We start from the raw sequence: 21,945 nt of genomic DNA, 5'->3' as shown, positions 1-21,945 counted from the left end.
CCGCCCTCCATGGCGCACCGATGCTGGATCGATTGCTATCGAACTTGTAGCAGGCTACTTGACGATGCCGGTGCGCGCCAACAAATCGCTGACCAGTTCGAGGCGCATCAGCGGGCTGTCGAGTTCCATCAACCGCTGCTTGAGTTCGGGCTGCACCGGCAGCAGTTCGCACCAGCGATTGGCGACCCATCCGCAATCGCCGAAGCGGCAGGGTTCCGGAATGGGCAAGCGAACGTTCGGGTCGCCTTCGTTGCGCCGACGCTCTTCCAGCGTGTCGACCAGTCGACGCAGCGCGTCGGCCGCGTGGCGAAGGTCGTCGGGAACCTCGAGAGGCAGATCGTCGGCGATGGATTCGACCTCGGCCGTCCACAGCCCGTGCTTCTGCAATTCGCTCGAGCGAATGCGAAAGCGCTGCGTGCCGACGCATTCGATCTGCATCAACCCGGCTTGCGGCGATTCGAATTCGCGGATGGTTGCGAAGGTACCGAGCGTGGCAAAGCGCTCGGCTTCAGCCCCCGCCCTGCGAACCTCCGAGCCCTGCGTGAGACTGACCACGCCAAAGGGCGAGCCGTTCTTGTGGCATCTGCCGATCATGTCGAGGTAGCGCACCTCGAAGATGCGCAAGGGCAGAAGGCCGCCGGGAAACAACACGGTGCCCAGGGGGAACAAGGGAAGGGAGCGCAGAACGGGTTGTGTCGTCATTGGTGAACCTTGGCGTGGCTATCATCGCATTCCGCTCACGACCTCGCGCCATGCTCTATCAGATCCCATCGTTCCTGCTCGACGTGATCGTCGGCCTTCTGGGCGGCGCTTGCCTGCTGCGTCTCTACATGCAATACCACCGGGTGCCGTTCGGCAATCCGCTGGGGCGCTTCGTGTTCGCCATCACTGACTGGATCGTGCTGCCGCTGCGCCGAATCGTGCCTTCGGTCAAGCGCTGGGACCTGGCCAGCGCGGTGGCCGCCTGGCTGCTCGTCATGGCGAAGTTCGTGCTGCTGTGGTTGCTGATGGGCGGACTTGGCCATTGGACGATCCTTCCGCTGGTGTCGCTCATCGGTCTGCTGCAGCTCGCGGTGTCGGGGCTCACTGCGCTGCTGATTGTCTACGCGGTGTTGTCGTGGGTGCCGAATGCGTCTTCGATGCTGCACGACTTGATTGCGCGCCTGGCGGACCCGCTGGTGCGGCCGTTGCGGCGCTTCGTTCCGCTGGTCGGCGGCGTGGACCTCTCACCGCTGGTCGCCATCGTGCTGCTGCAGGTCGGCGCGATCGTCCTGGGCAGCGCGATGGCTTCGGTCTTCACCCTGGGGCCGTAAGCCGGGTCTTCGCGCCTGTCAGATCACCGCGTCCGCGGGTTGACGCAACAGCATCGCCAGGGTGTTTGCCACCGTCTTGCGCAGCTCGCGCCGATCGCAGATGAAGTCGATGGCGCCCTTGGTCTGGAGGAATTCTGCGCGCTGGAAGCCTTCGGGCAAGGTCACGCGCACGGTCGATTCGATCACGCGCGGGCCGGCAAAACCGATCAGCGCCTTCGGCTCGGCGATGACCACGTCGCCCACGAACGCAAAACCTGCGCTCACGCCGCCCATGGTCGGATCGGTCAGCACGCTGATGTAAGGCAGTCCCTTCTTGGCGAGGTGCGTCAGCGCCGCATTGGTCTTCGCCATCTGCATCAGCGAGAGCAGGCCTTCCTGCATGCGCGCACCACCGGTTGCGGTGAAGCAGATGAACGGCACCTTCTGCTCGATGGCGGTTTCGACGCCGCGCACGAAGCGCTCGCCGACCACGCTGCCCATGCTGCCGCCCATGAAGTCGAACTCGAAGCAGGCAACCACGACATTGATGCTGTGGACTGAGCCGCCCATGACGACGAGCGCATCGGTTTCGCCGGTGTTTTCCAGCGCTTCCTTGAGGCGTTCGGGGTACTTGCGGCTGTCCTTGAACTTGAGGGCATCGACCGGGAGGACTTCCTGGCCCACTTCGTAGCGGCCTTCGGAATCGAGAAAGGCGTCGAGACGCGCTCGCGCACCGATGCGGTGATGATGGCCGCAGCTCGGGCAGACATTCTGGTTGTGTTCCAGATCCGTCTTGTAGAGCACGGTCTCGCAGCTCGGGCACTTGATCCAGAGGCCCTCGGGCATCTGGCGGCGCTCGCTCGGGTCGGTCGGCGCAATCTTTGGGGGTAGCAGTTTTTCAAGCCAGCTCATGGGGGCTCCTTGTGTTGGCGGCGATTATCGGCCAGCCGCGTTCTTCGGAATGGCTGCGGGCAGGGCGTCGAGTGCTTGCCGGATTCCGGCCAGAAATTCCCGCACCAGGGGCACGACTGCGTCGCGCGGCTGGCCATCGATCAATTGAATGATCCGGCTGCCGATCACGACGGCGTCGGCCGCCGAGCCCACGGCCTGCGCGGTGCGTGCGTCGCGGATGCCGAAGCCCACGCCGACAGGCACTTTCACGTGCTGGCGGATGCGTGGAATCATCTGGCCGACCGCTTCCGTGTCGAGGTTTCCGGCGCCGGTCACACCCTTGAGCGAGACGTAGTAGACGTAGCCGGAAGCAATGCGACCGACCTGCGCCATGCGCTCGTCGGTGCTGGTCGGCGCGAGAAGGAAGATCAGGTCGATGTTTTTCGCCTTGAGGTCGGCGGCGAATTCCTCGCACTCCTCGGGCGGATAGTCGACCACCAGCAGGCCGTCGACGCCAGCCGCCGCTGCATCGCGGACGAAGCTGCCCTTGCCATGCACGCCGTCATAGCGCTCGACCGGGTTGGCGTAGCCCATGAGCACGACGGGCGTGGCCTGGTCCTGCTGGCGGAAGGCCGCAACCATGGCCAGAACCTGCTTCGTGCCGATGCCCAGGGCCAGGGCGGCTTCGCCGGCCTGCTGGACCACGGGACCGTCCGCCATCGGATCGGAGAACGGAACGCCGAGCTCGATCACATCGGCGCCGGCCTCGACCATGCCGTGCATGAGATCGGGCGTGATGTCGGCGTAAGGGAAGCCCGCTGTCACGTACGGAATCAGTGCCTTGCGGCCGTCTTTCTGCAAGGCTTCGAAGGTGGCTGCAATGCGGCTCATGCCTTGCCTCCCTTCACGTTGAGGCCGCGCATCGACGGCCGGTCGTAGAAGTCGATGCCTGAGAGATCGGCGACCGTGCCGATGTCCTTGTCGCCGCGGCCGGACAGGTTGACCAGGATCGATTGGTCCGGGCGCATCGTCTTTGCCAGCTTCATGGCATAGGCCACTGCATGGCTCGATTCCAGCGCGGGGATGATGCCTTCGGTGCGGCAGAGATAGTGGAACGCCTCGAGCGCTTCGGTATCGGTGATGCCGACGTACTCGGCGCGACCGATGTCGGCCAGGTAGGCGTGCTCGGGCCCCACGCCGGGGTAGTCGAGACCCGCGCTGATGCTATGGGTTTCTGTCACCTGACCGTCGTCGTTCTGTAGCAGGTACGTACGGTTGCCATGCAGCACACCGGGGCTGCCGCGCAGGATCGAAGCGGAGTGCTTGCCGCTGTCCAGGCCTTCGCCGGCCGCCTCGACGCCGATCAGCCGCGTGCCCTCGAACGGAATGTAGGGATGGAAGATGCCCATCGCATTGCTGCCCCCGCCCACGCAGGCGACCACCACGTCAGGCTGCCTGCCTTCGGCTTCGCCGGTGATGCCTTGCGCCGCGAGCATGGCCGGCATCTGATCGATGCATTCGTTGCCGATCACGCTCTGGAAGTCACGCACCATGGTCGGGTAGGGGTGAGGCCCGGCGACCGTGCCGATGATGTAGAACGTGTTCTCGACGTTCGTGACCCAGTCGCGCATGGCCTCGTTGAGGGCGTCCTTCAGGGTCTTGCTGCCGGACTCTACCGGCACGACGGTCGCGCCAAGCAGATTCATCCGGTAGACGTTGGGGCTTTGGCGCTTGACGTCCTGGCTGCCCATGTAGACCACGCATTCGAGGCCATAGCGCGCGCAGATGGTGGCGGTAGCCACACCGTGCTGGCCTGCGCCGGTCTCTGCGATCACCCTTGGCTTGCCCATCCGCTTGGCCAGCATGGCTTGGCCGATGGTGTTGTTTACCTTGTGGGCGCCGGTGTGGTTGAGGTCTTCGCGCTTCAGATAGATCTGCGCACCGCCCATTTCGCGGCTGGTGCGTGCGGCGTGATAGATCGGCGACGGCCGGCCAACGAAATGCGCGAGTTCGTAGCGGAATTCGGCAAGGAATTCCGGGTCGTCCTTGTACTTTGCGTAGGCGTCACGCAATTCATTGATGGCGTGGGTCAGCGTTTCGCTGGCGAAGGTCCCGCCGTAGATGCCGAAGTGGCCGGTGGCGTCTGGTTGCTGATAGGTGTTCATGGTCTCGATCAGTGGGCCAGCGCCCGACGATCGAGACGGGCTGCCGGCAGCAAACTAGGAAGAGGCATCGGCCGCGCGAACTGCGGCGACGAACTCGCGAATCCTTCCGGCGTCCTTGATGCCCCTGGAGGCTTCGACGCCCGAACTCACGTCAACGGACAGCGACTTGCAGCGCGTCCGCAGCTGGCGAATGCCATCGCCCACGTTTGCAGGTGTGAGCCCACCACTCAAGACGAGGTGAGCGTCGACGGCGGGTGGAAGAAGTGACCAATCGAATGCCTTGCCGCCGCCGCCATAGGCTTCGACGTGAGCGTCGAGCAGGATGGCTTGGGCGCGGGAGTAATCGGACGCGTATTTTACGAGGTCGAAGCCCGCGCCGGCGGCGCCCAGCGGAATCCGGGCTGCACGCATGAACCGGTGGGCGCCCCGGCCGCAGCCTTCCCAGCATTGTTCGGGCGTCTCGTCGCCGTGGAACTGGGCGATGGCGCCGGTTACCGAGGAGAGGGCTCCCACGCTTCGTGTCGTGTCTTCGTTGACAAACAGCAATACCGGCGTGACAAAGGGCGGAAGCCGAGAGGCCAGATCCGCCGCTCGCTCCACCGTCACCGCGCGCGGGCTGGGCGGATAAAGGACGAAGCCGATCGCATCGGCACCAGCCTCCACGGCGGCGTCAACGTCCTGTTCGCGCGTCAGCCCGCAGATCTTGATTCGAGTGCGGCTGCTCGAGACGGTGGCGTTCATGGCGGGCCATCATACGCAGCGCCTCCTCCGTCCAGGGTCGCCTCGGGCGGGAGACCCCAGCCGGCGGCATACAACGGTCCGAGAAAGTACAAGCCGTTCGGCGAGAAGGTCGGCGCCGCGACCACGCGACTGCGCGCTTCCAGGACTTCGAGCATCCATTCCGGCCGTTCGTCGCCCCGGCCGATGCGCACGAGACAGCCCATGATGTTGCGGATCATGTGATGAAGGAACGCATCGGCCTCGAACTCGAAGTGCCAGCGGCAACGCTCCGTATCTCCGTGCCGCGTGATGACAATGCGGCGCAAGTTCTTGATCGGCGAGCGCGCCTGGCAAGCCGAGGCCCGGAACGAACTGAAATCATGCTGACCCAGGAGCATTTCCGCGGCGGCGCGCATGGCATCGCCGTCCAGCGGGTACATCGACCAGCCCACGCGCCCGGCGTCAAGGCTGGGGCGAACCGGCGATTGCGAAAGGATGTAGACGTAGCGGCGCGCGAGCGCGCTCGCGCGGCAATGGAACTGATCGGGGACGGGCTGCGCCCATTGCACACCGATATCGTCGGGGAGAAATCGGTTGGTGCCACGCATCCAGGAAAAGGGCGCGCGATCGACGGAAGTGTCGAAATGCACCACCTGCATCAGGGCATGGACACCTGCATCGGTGCGGCCTGCGCAGAGCGTGGAGATCGGCTGCGCGGCAAATTTGGTCAGGGCGGCTTCGAGCTTGTCCTGCACGGTCCGGCCCGAAAGCTGGCTCTGCCAGCCTTCGTAAGCCTGACCGTTGTAGCGGACACCGAGAGCCAGCCTCACGACAGGATCGGCGGCCGCATGGCCACTCAGCGCAACTGACCGAGGAGCTGCTTGGCCTCGGCCTTGATGTCGCCGGAGCTTTCGGCGGCGACTTCTTCCACCAGCGAGCGGGCGCCTTCGACGTCGCCGAGCGCCTTGAGTTCGCGTGCCAGGGAGAGCTTGATCGCGTGCGGACCCTCGCCGCTTTCCTCCACGGGTTCGAGCCGGCCACGTTCCGTGTCGCCGGGGTTGCGGCTCGACAGGCCGGCCAGCGAACTCATGTCGAATTCGATGAACCCGGAGTCTGCGGGGAGACCGGCGCGCAGCGGCGCCGGCTGTGTGCGTTCTTCATCGGACGACGAGGGAGCGCGCGTGATCGGCTCCAGGGCCCCGGGGGCGGTATCGAAGTCGTTTTCAAGATCGAGTCGAGGCGCGTGGCTCGCCGCTGCATGGCCATTCATGCCCCCCGAAACGGGTACGGCGCGCGGAATTTCGCGAGCGGGCTGAACCGGCACGGGCGGCAGGGTCGCGCTGATGGGCACCGGCGCGGTTGCCGCAGGTACCGGCGGCTTGCTCAGATCGAGATCGAAGTCCAGCGGCGCCACGGAGGGCACGAAAGCCGGAGGCGGGGCTTCGGCCGGCTCGGCCGCAGCGGCCAGAGGGGCGGGTGCGGTTGCAGGTGCCGTTACCGTCGACGCCGCTGCCAGCGTTCCGGCGAAGGCAGCAGCTTCTGCCGCCGACGCGCCGCGGCCGCCCGATTCGTACAAGGGGTTGCCAGGATCCAGATCCTTGCCCAGTTCCACGACGCGGTTCCAGTCGGTCCCGGTGCCGCCGGTGAGCTTGTGAACGTCCGCGGCGAGTGCCTCGTAAGCGCGAAGATCGCGGCGCTTGGCGTGAATTTCCAGCAACTTGAGGTGAATTGCGGTGCGTTCCGGGTTCACGCGCAACGCCTCACGCAGAATTTCCTCGGCCTGCAGGTCGCGACCATAGGCCAGATAGACATCGGCCTCCGCCACGGGGTCGACGTCGCCGGCATCCAGTTGGCTGGGCGAGTACGAGAGCGAGGACACCACTGAATTGCCGCGATTCTTCGTGTCGACCGATTCGCCGCCGCTGGCGCCGAAGAAGGAGTCCTTGGGGATTCGGCTCTCGATGAAGACGCTGTCGCCTGCGTCGCGACGCTTGCGGCCGAGTACGCGGTAGAGCAGGAAGCCGATCAGCAACGCGATCAGCGCAGCCGCCCCGACCATGAGTGGGTTTTCGAGCAGTTCCGCAAAGAAGCCCTGCTCTGCGGGTGCCGGAGGCGCTGCAGGCTTGGCTGCCTTGGGCGCGGGCGTCGCGGCGGCGGCTGGCGGCTGCGCAGGTGCGGGCGCCGGTGCGGCAGCAGCCGACGTTGTGCCGGCGGTGACCACAGGGGCAGCCGCAATTGGAGGGGCGGGGGTCGCAGCGGTCTCGCTGGGCGTTGGTGCTGCGGCAGGGGGTGCCGCTGTTGTTACGGGCGGAATTGCGGGCGCGACAACCGCCGCAGTAGGGGCAGGGGCAGGAGCGGGAGTAGCGGCAGGAGCGGCAGGAGCGGGTGTAGGGCTCGGCGCAGCGGCCGGGGCGGCGCTGCCTCCGGTAGCCTGCAGCTTGTTCAAATCGCTGATGTTCTTCGACAACTCGGCGACGCGCGCGTTGCTCTCTTGCGCTTGTCGCGCCTGAGCGATCTGCTCTTCGGTCGGGTGGCCGGGAGTGATGCCCTGGGAGATCTTCAGCTTGTCGCTGGCAGCGTTCGCAGCGTTGCGGTCCTCAACATTGGCCTGCAGCTTGCCCGTGGCCTGACGGCTGGCATCGGCCACCTGGGACGTCGGTGCGTTTTCCGCAAGGCGCCGACGGTAGTCGCCGAAATCGCGGCTCTGTGCCACCACGGTGCGCTTGGCTTCGGCCGGCGGAATCGCTTCGGCTTGGGAAGCACCGGGTACATCCAGCACCGCGCCGGCCTTGATCCGGTTGACGTTGCCACCGATGAAGGCATTGGGATTGGCGCGCAGAAGTGCCACCAGCATCTGGTCGAGCGACACGTCGGCCGGCTTGTATGCGCCCGCGATCTTGCTCGCTGTGTCACCTGCTTTCACGGTGACCTGTTGATCTCCCGTGGCGCTGCCTGTTCCGGTGCGAATTGCATCGGGTTCCGGCGGAACTGCTGGTGTCGCAGCGGGGCGCTGCGAACGCACCGGCGGCGCCTGAACCACGACAGGCGCTGCGGTTTGTGGGCGCGCGCTGATCTGCGGCGCAGTCGGTGCGACGGGTGCGGCTGCCTGGCGGCTGGTCGGGGGATCGAGCAGCATCGTGTAGTCCCGGACGATCCGTCCCGAACTCCAATTGGCTTCGAGCAGCAGGTCGATGAAGGGCTCGCTGACCAGCCGGTTGCTGGTGAGCCGTACGACGTAGCGCCCGTCGGCCCGTCGCTGGACGCCGACGCGAACATCGGACAGCGCGGAGTTGTAGGGAACGCCGGCAGCCTTGAAGGCGGCGGACGAAGCGATGTTGACCTTGAGGCCATCCGCCTCTGCCGGAGTGAGGTCGGCGACCTCGATTTCAGCGCGCAGCGGCTCGCCGAGGGCTGATTGGATGTTGAGGCGCCCGAGCGTCACTGCACTGGAGTCGGCGCTGAAGGCCCCCAACGCCACCGCGACAGCTGCACTGAGTACTGAAAGCTGTCCGCGACCCAAGGTCGTCGGAGCGGGGCGTGTGGCCGAGAGGCGGGCCGCGGTCAACGGTTGTCGTGTCATGCTGTAAGGGGGCAGCTCGGCCCAAAAGTGTAAGGGGACGTTAACATCAACACCCCCCACTGACAAGGCGACAGGCCTTATCTACCCAGTGCGTGCAAACTTCGTCATGCATTGGCCGTTGCGGCACAGCAACGGCGCGCGTCCCGGAGGACGCGCTCGGGACGCTTCAGGCTTCCAGAAGGATGCGCAGCATGCGGCGCAGCGGTTCGGCCGCGCCCCAGAGCAGTTGATCGCCGATGGTGAAGGCGCCGACATATTCGGGGCCCATGGCCAGCTTGCGCACGCGGCCGACCGGGATCGTCATGGTTCCGGTGACTGCGACGGGCGTCAGGTCCTTGACCGTGGCTTCGCGGTTGTTCGGCACGACCTTGACCCATTGGTTGTCGGCGGCGATCAACGCCTCGATATCAGCCACGGGGACGTTCTTCTTGAGCTTGAAGGTCAGCGCCTGGCTGTGGCAGCGCATCGCGCCGATCCGCACACAGAAGCCGTCCACCGGCGTCGCAGCCGTTCCGAAGCCCGCGCCCTGGCCGAGGATCTTGTTGGTTTCGGCGCCGCCCTTCCATTCTTCCTTGCTCATGCCGTCGCCCAGGTCCTTGTCGATCCAGGGAATCAGGCTGCCGCCGAGGGGAGCACCGAAGTTCGCCGTTTCAGCGGCAGAGAAGGATTGCTGCCTGGCCAGGACCTTGCGGTCGATTTCAAGGATGGCCGACTTCGGGTCGTCGAGGAGGGCGCGCACCTCGGCATTGATCGTGCCGAACTGGGTGAGCAACTCGCGCATGTGCTGGGCACCGCCGCCGGATGCCGCCTGGTACGTCATGCTGGTCATCCATTCGACCAGGCCGGCCTTGTAGAGCGCTCCGACGCCCATCAGCATGCAGCTGACCGTGCAATTGCCGCCGATCCAGTTCTTGCCGCCCTTGGCCAGCGCGTTCTCGATGACCGGGAGATTGACAGGATCGAGAACGATGATCGCGTCGTCGTTCATGCGCAGCGTGGATGCCGCGTCGATCCAGTGGCCCTTCCAGCCGGCTGCGCGCAGCTTAGGGAAGACCTCCGTCGTGTAGTCGCCACCCTGGGCCGTGATGACGATGTCGCACTTCTTGAGTGCATCGATGTCGTGGGCGTCCTTGAGCGTGGTCTCGTTCTTTGCCATGGCCGGGGCCTTGCCGCCGGCGTTGGAAGTCGAGAAGAAGACCGGCTCGATCAGTCCGAAGTCGCCTTCGGCCTGCATGCGGTCCATCAGGACCGAGCCGACCATGCCGCGCCAGCCTACGAGGCCGACCAGAGGTTGATTTGCGTTCGCCATTTCAGTTTGCCCTTGTGAAAAAAGAAAGTTGTCTTCTCTTTGCGCCCGGCTCGTCAGAGCCGGGGAGGGGCGTGACGAATCGGGCTGCGGTTAGCCGGTAATCGTCTTTTTGGTGATGGCAGCCACCACGGCATCGCCCATTTCGCGGGTGCCTACCTTGGTGGTACCAGCGGACCAGATGTCTGCCGTACGCAAGCCCTGAGCCAGCACGTGCTTGACCGCCGACTCGATTCGGTCGGCAGCCTCGGGTTGGTTCAGGGAGAAGCGGAGCATCATGGCAGCGGACAGGATTGTAGCCAAAGGGTTGGCAACCCCTTTGCCTGCGATGTCTGGCGCACTGCCGTGGCTGGGCTCGTAGAGGCCCTGGTTGCTTGAATTGAGCGATGCGGAGGGCAGCATGCCGATCGATCCGGTGAGCATCGCGGCCTCGTCCGAGAGGATGTCGCCGAACATGTTGCCGGTGACCACCACATCGAATTTCTTGGGCGCCTTGACCAGTTGCATGGCTGCGTTGTCGACGTACATGTGGTCGAGTTCGACGTCGGGGTATTCCTTGCCGACCTCGGTCACGATGTCCTTCCAGAACTGGAAGGTCTCCAGCACATTGGCCTTGTCGACGCTGGTCACGCGCTTGCTGCGTTTACGCGCCGCCTGGAATGCGACGTGGGCGATGCGCTCGACCTCGGGGCGCGAGTAGCGCATGGTGTCGAAAGCTTCTTCAGCGCCTGGGAAGTGGCCGTCGACGGCAGTGCGGCGGCCACGCGGCTGGCCGAAATAGATATCGCCGGTCAGTTCGCGAATGATGAGGATGTCCAGCCCGGCGATCAACTCGGGCTTGAGGCTCGACGCATCGACGAGTTGTTCGTAACAGATGGCCGGACGGAAGTTCGCGAACAGGCCGAGGTTCTTGCGCAAGCCAAGAATGGCCTGCTCGGGACGCAGCGAGCGTTCGAGCTTGTCGTATTTCCAGTCGCCCACGGCGCCAAAGAGCACGGCGTCGGCTTCCTTGGCGAGCTTGAGCGTGGATTCGGGTAGCGGATGGCCGTGGGCCTCGTAGGCTGCGCCGCCGACGAGTGCGGTTTCGGTCTCGAACGAGAGATCGAGCGTTTCGAGGACACGGAGCGCCTCGGCGACGATTTCGGTGCCGATGCCGTCACCGGGGAGTACTGCGATTTTCATGAAGGTTTGTCTGGAAGTTTTGATTGTGGGCGATCAGGCGATCAACTGGTGCGACAGCCACGGTTTCGTCGCCAGGCGCTCGGTCTCGAAGGCCTTGATCTTGTCCTTGTGGCGCAGCGTCAGGCCGATGTCGTCCAATCCGTTGATCAGGCAGTACTTGCGGAAAGCCTGGACTTCGAACGGAATCTCGGTGCCGTCCGGCTTGATCACGACCTGGCGTTCAAGGTCGATGGTCAGGCTGTAGCCCGGAAACGCAAAGGTCTCGTCGAAAAGCTGCGCGACCTGCGATTCGCTCAGCACGATCGGCAGCAGGCCATTCTTGAAGCTGTTGTTGAAGAAGATGTCGGCATAGCTCGGCGCGATGATGGCGCGGAAGCCGTATTGGTCGAGCGCCCAGGGCGCGTGCTCGCGTGACGATCCGCAGCCGAAGTTCTTGCGCGCAAGCAGCACCGAGGCGCCCGCGTAACGCGGTTGATTCAGCACGAAGTCCGGATTGGGCTTGCGCGACTTGGGGTCCTGGCCCGGCTCGCCCGGATCCAGGTAGCGCCAGGCGTCGAACAGGTTCGGGCCGAAGCCGGTCTTGCGGATCGACTTCAGGAATTGCTTGGGGATGATGGCGTCGGTGTCGACGTTCTCGCGGTCCATCGGTGCCACGAGGCCCTTGTGCACGGTGAATTTCTGCATGGTGTGTGGCTCCAGGTTCAGGCGAATTGGCGGACGTCGACGAAATGGCCGTGCACCGCGGCAGCGGCGGCCATGGCTGGGCTGACCAGATGGGTGCGGCCGCCCGCGCCCTGGCGTCCTTCGAAATTGCGGTTGCTGGTCGATGCGCAGCGCTCGCCCGGCTCCAGCCGGTCGGCGTTCATGGCGAGGCACATCGAGCAGCCGGGTTCGCGCCATTCAAAGCCTGCGGCCTTGAAGATCAGGTCCAGGCCTTCGCGCTCAGCCTGTTCCTTCACGAGGCCCGAGCCGGGAACGACCATTGCCAGCTTGACGTTCTTGGCAACTTTCTGGCCGAGCTTCTTGACCATCGCAGCGGCTTCGCGCATGTCCTCGATGCGGCTGTTGGTGCAGGAGCCGATGAACACCTTGTCGATGAGGATGTCGTTCATCGGCTTGTTCGGCTCCAGGCCCATGTAGGTCAAGGCGCGTTCGATCGCGCCGCGCTTGTTCGCGTCCTTTTCCTTGTCGGGATCCGGCACGCGGCCGTCCACCGGGACGACCATTTCGGGCGAAGTGCCCCAGGTCACCTGCGGCTTGATCTGCGCTGCGTCGAGTTCGACCACCGTGTCGAAATGCGCGCCGGCATCGGAGTGCAGCGTCTTCCAATAGGCCACGGCCTGGTCCCACTCGACACCCGTGGGCGAGAGGGGACGGCCCTTGACGTAGTTGATGGTCTTTTCGTCAACGGCCACCATTCCGGCGCGCGCGCCGGCTTCGATCGCCATGTTGCAGACCGTCATGCGGCCTTCCATGGTCAGGTCTCGAATCGCGGACCCGGCAAATTCGATCGTGTAGCCTGTGCCACCCGCGGTGCCGATCTTGCCGATGATCGCGAGCACGATGTCCTTCGCCGTGCAGCCCAGGGGCAGCTTGCCCTCGACTTTCACGAGCAGGTTCTTGGCCTTCTTGGCGAGCAGCGTCTGCGTGGCCATGACGTGTTCGACCTCGCTGGTGCCGATGCCGTGCGCGAGCGCGCCGAAGGCGCCGTGCGTGGAGGTGTGAGAGTCGCCGCACACGACGGTCATGCCCGGCAGCGTGGCGCCCGATTCGGGGCCGATCACATGCACGATGCCCTGGCGCTTGCTCAGGAACGGGAAGAACGCGGCGGCGCCGAATTCCTTGATGTTGCTGTCGAGCGTGGTGATCTGCTCCTTGCTGATCGGATCCTCGATGCCGTCGTAGCCGCGCTCCCAGTGGGTGGTCGGTGTGTTGTGGTCGGCGGTCGCCACCACGGAGCTGATACGCCACAGCTTGCGCCCGGCTTCGCGCAGGCCTTCGAAAGCCTGGGGGCTGGTCACTTCATGGACGAGGTGACGGTCGATGTAGAGGATCGCGGTGCCGTCTTCCTCGGTGTGGACGACGTGTTCGTCCCAGAGCTTGTCGTAAAGCGTGCGTGACATGGTGGTCTCTTTCGTGGGGAAATGAATGTCTTATGCGGCGAGTTGTTCGGGCGCCGAGGAAGGCGAGTGCAGGTGCGTGACGAGCATGCGGGCCGCTACCGGGAGGGTGGAGAAATCGCGCGCGACCAGGCGAATCTCCCGCGCGGCCCACCGGTCGTTGAGCGCGATGTTCTTCAGGCCGCGGCCGATGCCGCCTTGCATGAGCTCGAAGGCGCGAAGCGGCATCACGCCGATGCCGAGGCCGTTGTCGATCATCCGGCACATCGCGTCGAGTCCCGTCACGTGAATGCGAAGCTTGATCGCGCGGTTCTGGGCCAGCGCGGCTTGGTGCATGGCGACGTAGATGGAGCTGTTGGTGTGCAGCCCGACGTGGTCGAAATCCAGGGAATCGGCGAAGTCGACCGCCTGTTTCGACGCAAGCGGATGTCGCGCCGGCACGACCAACACCAGCGCATCCTTGCGATAGGGAAGGCTCTGCAGTTCGCTCGTGCCCTCCGGCAGATGGCAGACGCCCAGGTCGGCGGCGCCTTCGTGGACCGCCCGCACGACCTCGCTGCTGAGATGCTCTTCAAGATCGATCTTGATGGCGTCGTGCTCGCGCGTGAATGCGCCGAGGTCTTCCGGCAGGAACTGGACGATGGCCGAGATGTTGGCGTGGACGCGAACGTGGCCTCGCACGCCGTCCGCGTATTCGCTGAGCTCGCCCTGCATCTTTTCGAGGCTGTAGAGCACCGAGCGGGCGTGATGGAGCAGGCTTTCGCCCGCGGGTGTCAGGTCGACGCCGCGCGCGTGGCGATAGAGGAGGGGGGTGCCAAGGGTGGCTTCCAGGTCCGACAGGCGCTTGCTGATGGCCGAAGCCGCAATGAACTCGCGCTCCGCTGCCCGTCCGATGCTGCCCAGTTCGCAGACGGCCACGAACAACTGCAGCGACGTCAGGTCGATGCGGCGGGCGAAACTGCGTTCGGAGGAAGTCATAGGGGCTCTGGCATCTCGTTCAGAGATGGTGGGCCCTATTTTCTCCTTGTTTTGGGGGTTGAGTCATCGTGATCTGCGATGACTTCATTGCCGCGGCGCGATGAGCGCCGCGGGCGTCCAAATCCTCACTGCTTCTTCGTCGTCGCCGCGTCTTCCATCTTTTGGCCACCCTTCTGAATATCCTGGCCTGCGCCCTTCATGGTGTTGCATCCAGCGAGCGGGATGACCAAGGCAAAAGTGACGGCCATCATTGCAGCGATTTTTTTCATGACGGAACTCCTTAGGAATCGAAAGGAACAGGTGAATGAAGGAGTGACCCTCCGATTCCAAAATTACCGTCCCGCCCATTCAGGCCATGTAAGCCAAAACGCAAAAAAGCTGCCCGAAGGCAGCTTTCCTGGGTGAGGGCAAAGCGGTGATCAGCGTTGCGTGATCGGCTTGACGTCGCGCTTGGGCGAACCTTCGAACAACTGGCGAGGACGACCGATCTTGTAGTCGGGGTCGCCGATCATTTCGTTCAACTGGGCAATCCAGCCGACAGTGCGCGCGAGCGCAAAGATGGCGGTGAACAGCGGGACCGGGATGCCGATGGCGCGCTGCACGATGCCCGAGTAGAAGTCGACATTCGGGTAGAGCTTGCGCGACACGAAGTATTCGTCTTCCAGTGCGATCTTCTCGAGGGCCATGGCCAGCTTGAACAGCGGATCATTCTCGAGGCCCAGTTCGCCGAGCACTTCCTTGCAGGTTTCCTGCATCAGCTTCGCGCGCGGATCGTAGTTCTTGTAGACCCGATGCCCGAAGCCCATCAGCTTGACATTCGAGTTCTTGTCCTTGACCTGCTTGATGAACTCGCCGATCTTCTCGACGCCGCCAGCCTTCTGGATGTCGTAGAGCATGTTGAGCGCTGCTTCGTTGGCACCGCCGTGGGCAGGGCCCCAGAGGCAGGCCACGCCGGCCGCGATCGCCGCGAACGGGTTGGTGCCCGACGAGCCGCACAGGCGCACGGTCGAGGTCGAGGCGTTTTGCTCGTGGTCTGCGTGCAGGATGAAGATGCGGTCGAGCGCGCGCTCGAGCACCGGGCTCACCTTGTACTCTTCGCACGGCGTCGCGAACATCATGTGCAGGAAGTTGCCTGCATAGCTGAGTTCGTTCTTCGGGTACATGTAGGGCTGGCCCACGGTGTACTTGTAGGCCATGGCCACCAGCGTCGGCATCTTGGCGATCAGGCGGATCGCGGCGATTTCGCGGTGCTTCGGATTGTTGATGTCCGTGCTGTCGTGATAGAAGGCCGAGAGCGCGCCGACCAGGCCGGTCATGATGGCCATCGGATGGGCATCACGGCGGAAGCCGCGCAGGAAGAACTGCATCTGCTCGTTGACCATCGTGTGGTTGGTCACGAGCTTCGTGAAGTTGACCTTCTGGTCCGGGTTGGGCAGTTCACCGTACAGCAGCAGGTGGCAGGTCTCGAGGAAGTCGCAGTTGGTCGCGAGTTGCTCGATGGGATAGCCGCGGTAGAGCAGTTCGCCCTTGTCGCCGTCGATGTAGGTGATGGCCGATTCGCACGAGGCCGTCGACATGAAGCCAGGGTCGTAGGTGAACATACCCGTCTGGGCGTAGAGCTTGCGGATGTCGATCACGTCGGGGCCCATCGTTCCCTTGTAGATCGGTAGGTCGACGTTCTGTCCGCCGTTGCTGAACGACAGGGTGGCCTTGGTCTCGGATGCTTTCATTTCGGGTCTTTCAATGGAAATGTTCAGGAAGATAGGAATTGCGCGCCGTCAGTGCGCATCAACTGCAGCAGTTCGATCACTCCGGCACCGGCCCATCCGGGCTCGGGCTCCTTTCGACGAAGCAAAAGGTCGAGCAGATCGTTGTCCGACAGGTCCATTAATGTCTCCAGTGCCTGCGCCTGCCCAAGGGTCAGGCTTGCCTCGTGCCGCTCGAAGAAACGGGCAATGAACAGGTCGTTTTCGAGCAAGCCGCGCCGGCAACGCCATTTCAGCTTGCTCAGCGCGCGTACGCCGATCGGCTGGTTGAGATCGTCGGTGGCTTGCATGATGTCCAAGGCTTTTGTCAGATGGCGCGGCGCACCATCAATTCCTTGATCTTGCCGATGGCCTTGGTCGGGTTCAAGCCCTTGGGGCACACGTCCACACAGTTCATGATGGTGTGGCAGCGGAACAGGCGGTACGGGTCTTCGAGGTTGTCGAGGCGCTCGCCGGTGGCTTCGTCACGGCTGTCGGCAATGAAGCGATAGGCCTGCAGCAGCCCGGCGGGGCCGACGAACTTGTCGGGATTCCACCAGAAGCTCGGGCAGCTGGTCGAGCAGCTCGCGCACAGGATGCACTCGTAGAGGCCGTTGAGCTCGTCGCGCTCCTCGGGTGACTGGAGACGTTCCTTTTCGGGCGGCACCGTGTCGTTCTGCAGGTACGGCTTGATCGAGTTGTACTGCTTGAAGAACTGCGTCATGTCCACGATCAGGTCGCGGATCACCGGCAGGCCGGGCAGCGGCTTCAGCACGATCGTGCCCTTGAGCGTGAGCATGTTGGTCAGGCAGGCCAAGCCGTTCTTGCCGTTGATGTTCATGGCGTCCGAGCCGCAAACGCCTTCGCGGCAGGAGCGGCGGAACGACAAGGAAGGATCTTGCGCCTTGAGCTTCATCAGGGCGTCCAGCAGCATGCGCTCGTGGCCGTCGAGTTCGATCTCGATGGTCTGCATGTAGGGCTTGGCGTCCTTGTCCGGGTCGTAACGGTAGATTTGGAATGTGCGCTTCATCGTGATGCCTTGTAATGCTTGTGTCGTGGAATCTCAGAACGTGCGGACCTTGGGCGGCACGGACTCTACGGTCAGCGGCTGCAGCTTGACAGGCTTGTACGAGAGGCGGTTGTCCTGGCTGTACCAGAGCGTGTGCTTCATCCAGTTCGCGTCGTCCCGGCCGAGCGGCGCGACCGGATCGTCCGCCGGGCGCTCGTAGTCCTCGACCGTGTGCGCGCCACGGCATTCCTTGCGAGCGGCGGCCGAAACCATCGTGGCCTGCGCGACTTCGATGAGATTGTCGACTTCCAGGGCTTCGATGCGCGCGGTGTTGAAAACGCGCGACTTGTCCTTGAGAGTGACTTCCGCGACGCGTTCACGCACGGCTGCGATCTTCTGGACGCCTTCGTCCATGGATGCCTGCTTGCGGAACACCGCGGCGTGCTGCTGCATGACCGACCGGATTTCGTTGGCCACGTCCTGGGCGTATTCGCCGCTGGCGGAGCGCTCGAGTTGGTTGAGACGCTCCAATGTGCGGTCGGCGGCGTCGGCCGGCAGGTCCTTGTGCTCCTTGAGCTTGTCGTTGAACTCGACGATGTGGTTGCCGGCTGCGCGGCCGAACACCAGCAGATCGAGCAGTGAGTTCGTGCCCAGGCGGTTCGCGCCGTGCACGCTCACGCACGAGCATTCGCCGACGGCGTAGAGGCCGTGAACCACGGCGCTGTTTTCCTCGCCCTTCTGGATGACGACCTGGCCGTTGATGTTGGTGGGGATGCCGCCCATCTGGTAGTGGATGGTCGGCACGACCGGGATCGGTTCCTTGGTGATGTCGACGTTGGCGAAGTTGATGCCGATCTCATACACCGAGGGCAGGCGCTTGTGGATCGTTTCGGCGCCGAGGTGATCCAGCTTGAGCAGCACGTAGTCCTTGTTGGGCCCGCAGCCTCGGCCTTCCTTGATTTCCTGGTCCATCGAACGCGAGACGAAGTCACGCGGTGCGAGGTCCTTGAGCGTCGGTGCGTAACGCTCCATGAAGCGTTCACCGTTGCTGTTCAGCAGGATCGCGCCTTCGCCGCGGCAGCCTTCGGTCAACAGCACCCCGGCGCCGGCCACGCCGGTCGGGTGGAACTGCCAGAACTCCATGTCCTGCAGCGGGATGCCCGCACGTGCGGCCATGCCGAGCCCGTCGCCGGTGTTGATGAATGCGTTGGTCGATGCCGCGAAGATGCGCCCGGCGCCGCCGGTGGCCAGCAGCACGGTCTTGGCCTGCAGGATGTGCAGGTCGCCGGTTTCCATTTCGAGTGCCGTCACGCCGACCACGTCGCCTTCGGCGTCGCGGATCAAGTCCAGTGCCATCCACTCGACGAAGAACTGCGTGCGTGCTTCGACGTTCTTCTGATAGAGCGTGTGCAGCATCGCGTGGCCGGTGCGGTCAGCCGCCGCGCAGGCACGCTGCACCGGCTTCTCGCCGTAGTTGGCCGTGTGGCCGCCGAAAGGGCGCTGATAGATCGTGCCGTCCGGATTGCGGTCGAAGGGCATGCCGAAGTGTTCGAGCTCGTACACAACCTTTGGTGCTTCGCGGCACATGAACTCGATCGCATCCTGGTCGCCGAGCCAGTCGGAACCCTTGATCGTGTCGTAGAAGTGGTAGTGCCAGTTGTCTTCGCTCATGTTGCCGAGCGAGGCGCCAACGCCGCCCTGCGCCGCGACGGTGTGCGAGCGCGTCGGAAACACCTTGGACAGAACGGCGACATTGAGGCCGGCCCGCGCCAGCTGCAGCGAGGCGCGCATGCCGGAGCCGCCGGCACCGACGATGACGACGTCGAACTTGCGCTTCGTGATTTGTTCTTTTGTATAGGTCATGGGGTCAGGACTCCTGCCGGGCCGCCCCAAGGGAGGCCTCGCCCCCTCGGGGGGCAGCGATTACGTGAAACGAAAAGCTTGGGGGCATCACAGCCTCCAAAGCACTTGAATGGCCCAACCTGCGCACGCCAGAAGCCAGACGATCGTGAAAACTTGCAGCACGAGGCGGATGCCGACGGGCTGGACGTAGTCCATCCAGATGTCGCGCATGCCGACCCAGACGTGATAGAGCAGCGAGGCAATCACCACGAAGGTGAGCACCTTCATCCATTGCGCGGCAAAGATGCCGGCCCAAGTGTCATAGCCGATCGGACCGCGCGAGAAGATCACCTGTGCCAGCAGGATGATGGTGAAGAGCGCCATCAGGGCGCCGGTGACGCGCTGGCTGAGCCAGTCGCGCAAGCCGTAATGCGCGCCGACGACGGTGCGCTTGGAGCCGTAGTTCACAGACATCGATTGCTCCCTTTCAGTACAGGCCGAACAGCTTGGCGCCGAGGACGACGGTCAGCAGGATGCTGAGCGCCAGCGTGGCAATGGCCGAGCTCTTGCCGAATTCCTTGCTCACCGCAGCGTGGCTCACGTCCATCCACAGATGGCGCAGGCCGGCGATGATGTGGTGCAGGTAGGCCCAGATCAGCGCGAGCGCAACGAGCTTGATGAACCAGCCCGGAACGAAACCAAGGCCGCTGTTGAAGGCAGCCTTGAAGCGAGCGAACGAAATCTCGGAAGACACCGACGTGTCGAACATCCAGATGATGAAGGGCAGCAGCAGGAACATCAGCGCGCCGCTCACGCGGTGGAGGATCGACACGAGGCCGGCCGGAGGAAGCCGGTAGGTCGTCAGATCGGTGATGGCGTTGATGTTGCGGAACTCGCGCCGCTGCGGTCGGGGTGGTGTGGCCAGCTCTGTCATGGGGGCTTTCAGTATTTTTTTAGGGGGGCGGCAATCTGTAGCAGAAATGCAAACAACTCAAAATTCTATTGCAACGCAACACGCTTGTTGCTCGCACCCAGGCTTGCCCACGTCGTATGGTTACCAACCCCTAGTCGTGGGAGTTGCCTGCGGCCGGGTGAAGCCGGTTCCGCGGCAGCCCCGGGACGGGAGTGTGCGCGCATTGCTTGAAGGGAAGGGAAGAGACAGATCATCACCCGAGTTCGTTGCGGTAGTGATGGGTGTCGGTCCTGTAGAGGCCGCGACGCAATTCCATCGGGGTGTCGTGGTACGTATGGGCCACGCGCTCTACGCTCAGCAGCGGTGTCGCCGTCGTGACGGCGAGAAGCGTCGCTTGTTCTTCGTCGGGCAGTACGGCGCGAATCTTTTCTTCGGCGCGGACCATGCGAACGCCGAACTCCGTCTCGAACAATGAGTACATGGGGCCGTGCCACGCGGTGAGGCGCTCCGCCGTCAGACCCTTGAAGGGGGCTCCCGGTAGCCAGAGGTCTTCGAGGATGGTGGGTGTGCCGCGGTAGGCCAGCACGCGTCGCACCTGCAGCACTGCATCGCCGGTGCGCAGGGCCAGTGCGCGGGCGACATCGGCGGCGGCGCGCTGCCGACGGCAGTCGACGATTTCGCGCTCGGCCGGCCCTTCGCTGTCGACATCGCCGCTGTCGGGCACCAGCTTCAAAAAACGATACTGGACGTGTTGCTCGGCGTGTGTCGCGACGAAGGTGCCCTTGCCCTGGCGCCGCACCACGAGATTTTCGGCCGCCAATTCGTCGATCGCCTTGCGTACCGTGCCTTGGCTGACGCGGAAACGCGCGGCGAGGTCGATTTCGCTCGGGATCGGTTCCCCCGGCTTCCATTCGCCGGCGTGCAGGCTCTGCAGGATCAACGACTTGATCTGCTGATAGAGCGGGCTGAACGACGGTGTCGAGAGATCCGCGATGGCGGTAGGGGTGGTGGTCATGGCATCGGTCGCGCGCTTCAATGGCGTCTTCGGGTCGACATCTTATATAAGACATAAGACAGGCGCCATCAAAACAGTAAATCGGCATAAAATCCGAGACGGCCTGAAGCCAGGGCGCCATCGTCCGGGCCGACCTCGCGGCCGCACTCCGCGGCCATGCACCGTTTCACCATTTCCTGGAGTTTTCCCATGAGCAAAAAGCCTGTTCGCGTTGCCGTCACCGGTGCCGCTGGCCAAATCGGTTACGCCCTGCTGTTCCGCATCGCCTCCGGCGAAATGCTCGGCAAGGACCAGCCGGTCATCCTGCAACTGCTCGAGATCCCCGACGAGAAAGCCCAGAAGGCGCTCAAGGGCGTGATCATGGAACTCGAAGACTGCGCGTTTCCGCTGCTCGCCGGCGTCATCCCGACCGGTGACCCGCTCGTCGCCTTCAAGGACGCTGACTATGCACTGCTCGTCGGTGCGCGTCCCCGTGGCCCCGGCATGGAGCGTGCAGACCTGCTGGCCGCCAACGCCCAGATCTTCACGGCCCAGGGCAAGGCCCTCGACCAGGTTGCGAGCCGCAACGTCAAGGTGCTCGTGGTCGGCAACCCCGCCAACACCAATGCCTACATCGCGATGAAGAGCGCGCCCAGCCTGCCGCGCAAGAACTTCACCGCCATGCTGCGCCTGGACCACAACCGCGCCGCCAGCCAGATTGCCGCCAAGACCGGCACCGCCGTGGGCGACATCGAAAAGCTCACCGTCTGGGGCAACCACTCGCCCACGATGTACGCCGACTACCGCTTTGCCACCGTCGGTGGCAAGAGCGTCAAGGACTTGATCAACGACCAGGTCTGGAATGCCGACGTGTTCCTGCCGACCGTCGGCAAGCGCGGCGCCGCCATCATCGATGCGCGCGGCCTCTCTTCGGCCGCCTCGGCTGCCAATGCCGCCATCGACCACATGCGCGACTGGGCACTGGGCTCCAATGGCAAGTGGGTCACGATGGGCATCCCGTCCGACGGTCAGTACGGCATTCCCAAGGACGTGATCTTCGGCTTCCCGGTCACCACCGAAAACGGCGAGTACAAGCTGATCGAGGGCCTCGACATCGACGCCTTCAGCCAGGAGCGCATCAACAAGACGCTCAAGGAATTGCAAGACGAACAGGCTGGCGTCGCCCATCTGCTCTGAGCACGCATCCG

The 21,945-nt window shown here is 64.0% G+C and carries 22 protein-coding genes; 2 read left to right on the top strand and 20 right to left on the bottom strand.

Annotated features, from left to right (window positions below; genetic code table 11):
• Window positions 1–54: 54 nt before the first annotated feature.
• Entirely contained in the window at window positions 55–702 is a 648-nt protein-coding gene (locus tag AC1DHL_RS14110) for an LON peptidase substrate-binding domain-containing protein (RefSeq protein WP_478100619.1), read from the bottom strand.
• 50 nt (window positions 703–752) lie between these two features.
• On the opposite strand from AC1DHL_RS14110, the gene AC1DHL_RS14105 reads away from it, so the two are divergent.
• Window positions 753–1,313, top strand: a complete 561-nt coding sequence (locus AC1DHL_RS14105) for a YggT family protein (RefSeq protein ID WP_478100617.1) — start codon at window positions 753–755, stop codon at window positions 1,311–1,313.
• 18 nt (window positions 1,314–1,331) lie between these two features.
• Here the strand turns inward: AC1DHL_RS14105 and accD are convergent, their stop codons facing one another.
• From accD to AC1DHL_RS14010, 19 genes are all read right to left on the bottom strand, one after another.
• Window positions 1,332–2,204 carry an acetyl-CoA carboxylase, carboxyltransferase subunit beta gene (gene accD / locus AC1DHL_RS14100; protein ID WP_478100615.1) on the bottom strand — a complete coding sequence of 291 codons (873 nt, stop codon included), beginning with the start codon at window positions 2,202–2,204 and terminating at the stop codon, window positions 1,332–1,334.
• 24 nt (window positions 2,205–2,228) lie between these two features.
• On the bottom strand, window positions 2,229–3,074 hold the full coding sequence (gene trpA / locus AC1DHL_RS14095; RefSeq protein ID WP_478162352.1) for a tryptophan synthase subunit alpha: 846 nt from the start codon (window positions 3,072–3,074) through the stop codon (window positions 2,229–2,231).
• On the bottom strand, window positions 3,071–4,348 hold the full coding sequence (gene trpB / locus AC1DHL_RS14090) for a tryptophan synthase subunit beta (RefSeq protein ID WP_478162351.1): 1,278 nt from the start codon (window positions 4,346–4,348) through the stop codon (window positions 3,071–3,073). Before trpB ends, trpA begins: the two co-directional genes overlap by 4 nt.
• Window positions 4,349–4,402: 54 nt before the next feature.
• On the bottom strand, window positions 4,403–5,089 hold the full coding sequence (locus tag AC1DHL_RS14085) for a phosphoribosylanthranilate isomerase (RefSeq protein ID WP_478100609.1): 687 nt from the start codon (window positions 5,087–5,089) through the stop codon (window positions 4,403–4,405).
• A complete protein-coding gene (gene truA, locus AC1DHL_RS14080) occupies window positions 5,086–5,898 on the bottom strand; it encodes a tRNA pseudouridine(38-40) synthase TruA (protein ID WP_478100607.1) in 813 nt (270 codons plus the stop codon). Before truA ends, AC1DHL_RS14085 begins: the two co-directional genes overlap by 4 nt.
• A 26-nt stretch (window positions 5,899–5,924) precedes the next feature.
• Window positions 5,925–8,648: a motility hub landmark protein FimV gene (locus AC1DHL_RS14075; RefSeq protein ID WP_478162350.1), complete on the bottom strand. Its 2,724-nt coding sequence runs from the start codon at window positions 8,646–8,648 to the stop codon at window positions 5,925–5,927.
• 166 nt (window positions 8,649–8,814) lie between these two features.
• Entirely contained in the window at window positions 8,815–9,957 is a 1,143-nt protein-coding gene (asd, locus tag AC1DHL_RS14070) for an aspartate-semialdehyde dehydrogenase (RefSeq protein ID WP_478162349.1), read from the bottom strand.
• Window positions 9,958–10,047: 90 nt separating this feature from the next.
• On the bottom strand, window positions 10,048–11,136 hold the full coding sequence (gene leuB / locus AC1DHL_RS14065) for a 3-isopropylmalate dehydrogenase (RefSeq protein WP_478162348.1): 1,089 nt from the start codon (window positions 11,134–11,136) through the stop codon (window positions 10,048–10,050).
• A gap of 33 nt (window positions 11,137–11,169) precedes the next feature.
• On the bottom strand, window positions 11,170–11,820 hold the full coding sequence (gene leuD, locus AC1DHL_RS14060) for a 3-isopropylmalate dehydratase small subunit (protein ID WP_478100599.1): 651 nt from the start codon (window positions 11,818–11,820) through the stop codon (window positions 11,170–11,172).
• A 17-nt stretch (window positions 11,821–11,837) separates the two neighbouring features.
• The gene (gene leuC / locus AC1DHL_RS14055; RefSeq protein ID WP_478162347.1) at window positions 11,838–13,259 is read right to left on the bottom strand and encodes a 3-isopropylmalate dehydratase large subunit; all 1,422 of its coding nucleotides are present in this window, start codon (window positions 13,257–13,259) and stop codon (window positions 11,838–11,840) included.
• Between the two features lie 30 nt (window positions 13,260–13,289).
• Complete coding sequence (locus AC1DHL_RS14050) at window positions 13,290–14,234, bottom strand: LysR family transcriptional regulator (RefSeq protein ID WP_478100595.1); 945 nt, start codon at window positions 14,232–14,234, stop codon at window positions 13,290–13,292.
• A gap of 125 nt (window positions 14,235–14,359) precedes the next feature.
• Window positions 14,360–14,485, bottom strand: a complete 126-nt coding sequence (locus tag AC1DHL_RS14045) for an entericidin A/B family lipoprotein (protein ID WP_478162376.1) — start codon at window positions 14,483–14,485, stop codon at window positions 14,360–14,362.
• Window positions 14,486–14,653: 168 nt separating this feature from the next.
• Complete coding sequence (gene gltA / locus AC1DHL_RS14040) at window positions 14,654–15,964, bottom strand: citrate synthase (protein ID WP_478100592.1); 1,311 nt, start codon at window positions 15,962–15,964, stop codon at window positions 14,654–14,656.
• Between the two features lie 23 nt (window positions 15,965–15,987).
• Window positions 15,988–16,290 (bottom strand): FAD assembly factor SdhE, encoded by a 303-nt coding sequence (locus tag AC1DHL_RS14035; RefSeq protein ID WP_478100590.1) that lies wholly within the window; start codon window positions 16,288–16,290, stop codon window positions 15,988–15,990.
• A gap of 17 nt (window positions 16,291–16,307) precedes the next feature.
• A complete protein-coding gene (locus tag AC1DHL_RS14030; protein WP_478100588.1) occupies window positions 16,308–17,009 on the bottom strand; it encodes a succinate dehydrogenase iron-sulfur subunit in 702 nt (233 codons plus the stop codon).
• 33 nt (window positions 17,010–17,042) lie between these two features.
• On the bottom strand, window positions 17,043–18,851 hold the full coding sequence (gene sdhA, locus AC1DHL_RS14025) for a succinate dehydrogenase flavoprotein subunit (protein WP_478162346.1): 1,809 nt from the start codon (window positions 18,849–18,851) through the stop codon (window positions 17,043–17,045).
• Window positions 18,852–18,938: 87 nt separating this feature from the next.
• Window positions 18,939–19,304 carry a succinate dehydrogenase, hydrophobic membrane anchor protein gene (sdhD, locus tag AC1DHL_RS14020; RefSeq protein WP_478100586.1) on the bottom strand — a complete coding sequence of 122 codons (366 nt, stop codon included), beginning with the start codon at window positions 19,302–19,304 and terminating at the stop codon, window positions 18,939–18,941.
• Between the two features lie 13 nt (window positions 19,305–19,317).
• On the bottom strand, window positions 19,318–19,764 hold the full coding sequence (gene sdhC, locus AC1DHL_RS14015; RefSeq protein ID WP_478100585.1) for a succinate dehydrogenase, cytochrome b556 subunit: 447 nt from the start codon (window positions 19,762–19,764) through the stop codon (window positions 19,318–19,320).
• Window positions 19,765–19,996: 232 nt separating this feature from the next.
• Window positions 19,997–20,758, bottom strand: coding sequence for a GntR family transcriptional regulator (locus AC1DHL_RS14010; protein ID WP_478100583.1), 762 nt, complete (start codon window positions 20,756–20,758; stop codon window positions 19,997–19,999).
• A 189-nt stretch (window positions 20,759–20,947) separates the two neighbouring features.
• On the opposite strand from AC1DHL_RS14010, the gene AC1DHL_RS14005 reads away from it, so the two are divergent.
• Window positions 20,948–21,934, top strand: a complete 987-nt coding sequence (locus tag AC1DHL_RS14005; RefSeq protein WP_478100581.1) for a malate dehydrogenase — start codon at window positions 20,948–20,950, stop codon at window positions 21,932–21,934.
• Window positions 21,935–21,945 lie beyond the last annotated feature (11 nt).

This window comes from Variovorax sp. 10L426, from assembly GCF_056395305.1.
The sequence above is the reverse complement of the archived record's forward strand: the minus strand, read 5'-3'. Positions and strand labels throughout refer to the sequence as shown.

What these genes read in the sequence shown, in the direction of transcription:
- AC1DHL_RS14110 (WP_478100619.1), bottom strand. Translation starts at nt 702, where the DNA reads ATGACGACACAACCCGTTCTGCGCTCCCTTCCCTTGTTCCCCCTGGGC.
- AC1DHL_RS14105 (WP_478100617.1), top strand. Translation starts at nt 753, where the DNA reads ATGCTCTATCAGATCCCATCGTTCCTGCTCGACGTGATCGTCGGCCTT.
- accD (WP_478100615.1), bottom strand. Translation starts at nt 2,204, where the DNA reads ATGAGCTGGCTTGAAAAACTGCTACCCCCAAAGATTGCGCCGACCGAC.
- trpA (WP_478162352.1), bottom strand. Translation starts at nt 3,074, where the DNA reads ATGAGCCGCATTGCAGCCACCTTCGAAGCCTTGCAGAAAGACGGCCGC.
- trpB (WP_478162351.1), bottom strand. Translation starts at nt 4,348, where the DNA reads ATGAACACCTATCAGCAACCAGACGCCACCGGCCACTTCGGCATCTAC.
- AC1DHL_RS14085 (WP_478100609.1), bottom strand. Translation starts at nt 5,089, where the DNA reads ATGAACGCCACCGTCTCGAGCAGCCGCACTCGAATCAAGATCTGCGGG.
- AC1DHL_RS14075 (WP_478162350.1), bottom strand. Translation starts at nt 8,648, where the DNA reads ATGACACGACAACCGTTGACCGCGGCCCGCCTCTCGGCCACACGCCCC.
- asd (WP_478162349.1), bottom strand. Translation starts at nt 9,957, where the DNA reads ATGGCGAACGCAAATCAACCTCTGGTCGGCCTCGTAGGCTGGCGCGGC.
- leuB (WP_478162348.1), bottom strand. Translation starts at nt 11,136, where the DNA reads ATGAAAATCGCAGTACTCCCCGGTGACGGCATCGGCACCGAAATCGTC.
- leuD (WP_478100599.1), bottom strand. Translation starts at nt 11,820, where the DNA reads ATGCAGAAATTCACCGTGCACAAGGGCCTCGTGGCACCGATGGACCGC.
- leuC (WP_478162347.1), bottom strand. Translation starts at nt 13,259, where the DNA reads ATGTCACGCACGCTTTACGACAAGCTCTGGGACGAACACGTCGTCCAC.
- AC1DHL_RS14050 (WP_478100595.1), bottom strand. Translation starts at nt 14,234, where the DNA reads ATGACTTCCTCCGAACGCAGTTTCGCCCGCCGCATCGACCTGACGTCG.
- AC1DHL_RS14045 (WP_478162376.1), bottom strand. Translation starts at nt 14,485, where the DNA reads ATGATGGCCGTCACTTTTGCCTTGGTCATCCCGCTCGCTGGATGCAAC.
- gltA (WP_478100592.1), bottom strand. Translation starts at nt 15,964, where the DNA reads ATGAAAGCATCCGAGACCAAGGCCACCCTGTCGTTCAGCAACGGCGGA.
- AC1DHL_RS14035 (WP_478100590.1), bottom strand. Translation starts at nt 16,290, where the DNA reads ATGCAAGCCACCGACGATCTCAACCAGCCGATCGGCGTACGCGCGCTG.
- AC1DHL_RS14030 (WP_478100588.1), bottom strand. Translation starts at nt 17,009, where the DNA reads ATGAAGCGCACATTCCAAATCTACCGTTACGACCCGGACAAGGACGCC.
- sdhA (WP_478162346.1), bottom strand. Translation starts at nt 18,851, where the DNA reads ATGACCTATACAAAAGAACAAATCACGAAGCGCAAGTTCGACGTCGTC.
- sdhD (WP_478100586.1), bottom strand. Translation starts at nt 19,304, where the DNA reads ATGTCTGTGAACTACGGCTCCAAGCGCACCGTCGTCGGCGCGCATTAC.
- sdhC (WP_478100585.1), bottom strand. Translation starts at nt 19,764, where the DNA reads ATGACAGAGCTGGCCACACCACCCCGACCGCAGCGGCGCGAGTTCCGC.
- AC1DHL_RS14010 (WP_478100583.1), bottom strand. Translation starts at nt 20,758, where the DNA reads ATGACCACCACCCCTACCGCCATCGCGGATCTCTCGACACCGTCGTTC.
- AC1DHL_RS14005 (WP_478100581.1), top strand. Translation starts at nt 20,948, where the DNA reads ATGAGCAAAAAGCCTGTTCGCGTTGCCGTCACCGGTGCCGCTGGCCAA.